3 protein-coding genes and 1 pseudogene are annotated in these 3,536 nt (G+C 52.1%); 1 reads left to right on the top strand and 3 read right to left on the bottom strand.

The features are described from left to right. Positions 1-399, top strand: a pseudogene (locus ACTHSP_RS18910) (nucleotidyltransferase family protein); the annotation flags it as partial. Positions 400-491: 92 nt separating this feature from the next. Here the strand turns inward: ACTHSP_RS18910 and rarD are convergent. The 3 genes from rarD to ccsB all read right to left on the bottom strand — a co-directional run. Next, complete coding sequence (gene rarD / locus ACTHSP_RS18905) at positions 492-1,394, bottom strand: EamA family transporter RarD (protein WP_440346674.1); 903 nt, start codon at positions 1,392-1,394, stop codon at positions 492-494. A gap of 175 nt (positions 1,395-1,569) precedes the next feature. After that, positions 1,570-2,640, bottom strand: a complete 1,071-nt coding sequence (gene tsaD, locus ACTHSP_RS18900; protein ID WP_440346673.1) for a tRNA (adenosine(37)-N6)-threonylcarbamoyltransferase complex transferase subunit TsaD — start codon at positions 2,638-2,640, stop codon at positions 1,570-1,572. A 98-nt stretch (positions 2,641-2,738) separates the two neighbouring features. Further along, positions 2,739-3,536 (bottom strand): c-type cytochrome biogenesis protein CcsB (ccsB, locus tag ACTHSP_RS18895; protein ID WP_440346672.1); only part of this gene is annotated, 798 nt, incomplete at its 5' end.

Raw genomic sequence — 3,536 nt, 5'->3', positions numbered from 1 at the left:
GAGCCGTTTTTGGTCGTCAATGGCGACGTGTTGACCGACATTGATTTCCAAGCTGCACGACTGGCTGCCCAGCGCATACAGGAACACAACCTTCTCGCCCATTTGTGGCTGGTGGACAATCCGCCCCATCATCCCGAAGGCGACTTTGGCCTGCTTTCAGACGGCCTGGTATCCGCATCATCCGCAGACGGCCAAGCCCTGACTTTCAGCGGTGTGGGCGTTTATCATCCCGCGCTTTTCAAAGACACCCCGGCGCACCAGGCTGCCAAACTTGCCCCTCTGTTGCGTCAGGCCATGAGCCAAAACCAAATCAGCGGCGAACACCACAACGGCCTTTGGTTGGATGTCGGCACAGTCGAACGCCTGCAAGAAGCCAACCGTATTGCCCAAAGCTGGTAAAACAAAAGGGACGTACCCGAACGTCCCTTTCAATATCAAAGGCCGTCTGAAAATATTGGGCAACCCATTTTTCAGACGGCCTTAATCTATCATCAAGCTTTAGCCAATTTTTTTTCTTTCTTCATTCCCAACAGGCCATTGGCAATCATCACGCACAATCCTGACCAAATCAGCCCGTAGCCGATCAATGCGCCGCCTTGTACCGGCTCGCCCAGCCACACAATCGACACAATAAAAAGCAATACAGGTTCCAAATAGCTCAACATACCGAACACTGCAACCGGCAGAAACTGATTTGCCTTCAAATTCAAATGCATGGATATTGCACTATTAAAACCCAGCAAAACAATAAAAAAGATTAAAACCGGTTTGGCCGCAATCATCGCCGGCGTATCTGTTGCCAGCACAATATACGCCAACGCAAACGGCGTAATCATCATCAAATCAAAGGTCAGCCCGATTAAGGAAGGCACGCCCAGCTTGCGGCGCAGCAGATAATAAAACGGATAAGTACCGAACACCCATACAGTCGTCCACGAAAATGCGCCCGACCGCACCAATTCACATGCCACGCCTGCACACGCCAAGATTACCGCCACCCTCTGCAACCGGTTCAAACGCTCTTTAAACCAAATCCGTCCACCCAGCATCATCGCCAAAGGAAAAAGGAAATAACCCATGGCAATGTTTACTCCTTCCCCATTGACCGGCCCCCAGACAAACAGCCACAACTGGCTAGCAAATATCGGCGTCGGCAATACAATCAACAGCCACTGCTTCCAATCCCGGCCGACGCCATAAGCAAAACGCGTTGCCGCCTGCCAACCGTTGACCATCGTCATCAGCACGCACAAAGCCGACAGCATGGCGACCATGCGCCAGGCAAACACCTCCGTCCCCGTCATCGGCCGCATCCACATGCCGTACAGAAACAGCATGGAAAACAACAAATTGGACGCTATCGCAGCCAGCAAACCTTTGGATAAATTCGTCATTTCAGACGGCCTTTTGCAATCAATCAAAGTTAATATTGTAGAAAAAACGGATGAAAAAATTACTCATCTTTTTGAATGAAGTTTTACCGTAAACATCCGTTTCATTAAAGGCCGTCTGAAAACCCTGTCTTCAGGTTTTCAGACGGCCTTTCATTGCACCAAAGCAGTCTAATTATCAACCCTGCTTCACAATATCCGACAGCGGCCAGCGCGGCTTGACATTGAATGCGCCGACAGCCTGACGCTCGGCAAGACGCATCGCACCGGCAAAGGCAATCATTGCGCCGTTGTCGGTACAGTATGCCATCGGCGGAAAATAGACGTTGATTTTTTCTTCCTGCGGTTTGGGTTTGCCTTTTTCAGACGGCATTTTGACGGCCAACCGTGAAAACTCATCACGCAGTTTCCAGTTTGCACCCACACCGCCGGCAACCACCAAAGTTCTGAAGCCGGTATCCAACAACGCTTTTTTGGCTTTGGCCGCCAATACGTCAACTACCGCATCTTGGAAAGCGCGGCAAATGTCGTTGCGTGTTTGTTCCGGAATTTCATCGCTGCCGGTTTCGGCACGGACTTTTTCGACAGCGGTCAAAACGGCGGTTTTCAAACCGGAAAAGCTCATCTGCAAATCATGTGAATGGAGCATGGGGCGTGGAAATGTGAAGGCATCAGGCATGCCGAGTTTGGCCAGCTCGGATAATTTGGCACCGCCGGGATAAGGCAAACCCAACAGCTTGGCCGTTTTATCGAACGCCTCGCCTGCCGCATCGTCCACACTCTCCCCCAGCAAGGTGTAATCACCGATACCGCGTACAGCCATAAATTGCGTATGTCCGCCCGACACCAGTAAAGCGACAAATGGAAATTCAGGTTTATCATCTGCCAATAAAGGCGAGAGCAAATGGCCTTCAAGATGGTGGACAGGAATAACGGGCTTGCCGATGGCAAATGCCAACGCATTGGCAAAGCCTGAACCGGCCAGCAATGCGCCGCCCAAGCCCGGGCCTTGCGTAAAGGCAACAGCGTCAATATCGGCATAGCTTACGCCTGCTTCCTTCAAGCAACCTTGCGTCAACGGCACGACACGGCGGATATGGTCGCGGCTGGCCAATTCGGGGACAACGCCGCCGTATTCGGCGTGCATCGCCATTTGTGTGTGCAAATGATGCGCCAACAGGCCGCGCTCAGTATCGTAGAGCGCAACGCCGGTTTCGTCGCAAGATGATTCAATTCCTAATACCAACATGGTTTGAGGCCGTCTGAAAAAATGATTAAAACGATTCAGACGGCGTTTTCTCCGAAAACGGAAAAAGGCCGTCTGAAATAAAGTGCGGAATAAGCGGTTTACAAAGTGCCGTAAGAGTGCAGGCCGCTCAAGAACATATTCACGCCGATAAAGGCAAAGGCGGTAATGACCAGGCCGATGACCGCCCACCAAGCCAACACTTTGCCGCGCCAGCCTGCCACCAGCCGCAAATGCAACCAGACCGCGTAATTCAGCCAAACGATGAATGCCCAAGTTTCTTTCGGGTCCCAGCTCCAATAGCGGCCCCACGCGTCAGCCGCCCACAATGCGCCGAGAATGGTGGCAATCGTGAAGAACAGGAAACCGACGGCAATCGCTTTGTACATCACTTCTTCAATGACTTGCGAGTGCGGCAGCCATGATTTTTTGCCTGCATCTTCTTTTCTGAGTGCCAGCAGTTCGGCAATACCCAACATGGCGGCGATACAGAATGCGCCGTAGCCGATAAAGTTGGCCGGAACGTGGATTTTCATCCACCAAGACTGCAAAGCAGGGATCAGCGGCTGGATGGTATGCGCCTCGCGTGAAACGCTGTACCACAAGACAAATCCGACCACAATCGCCATAAAGCTGAACACGAAGCCGCCCAGTTTTTGTACGGCAAAACGACCTTCGTAATAGAGGTACATCAGCGCCGTAATAACCAAGAACAAGATGAATACTTCGTAAAGGTTGGAGACCGGAATATGGCCGGCATCGGGACGCAGCAGATAGCTTTCATGCCAGCGCACCAGCAAACCGACAAAGCCCGCCATCGCGGAAACCCATGCAAACACGGTACCCATGCCCAAAAGCGTATTGGACGGCACATTTTTGCGCACCGCCGCTATCGCGCC

The sequence above is a fragment of the Neisseria sp. P0001.S005 genome (genome assembly GCF_051963715.1).
The sequence above is the reverse complement of the archived record's forward strand: the minus strand, read 5'-3'. Positions and strand labels throughout refer to the sequence as shown.

Excerpts from the sequence above, each read along its gene's own strand:
- rarD (WP_440346674.1), bottom strand. The coding sequence starts at position 1,394 with ATGACGAATTTATCCAAAGGTTTGCTGGCTGCGATAGCGTCCAATTTG.
- tsaD (WP_440346673.1), bottom strand. The coding sequence starts at position 2,640 with ATGTTGGTATTAGGAATTGAATCATCTTGCGACGAAACCGGCGTTGCG.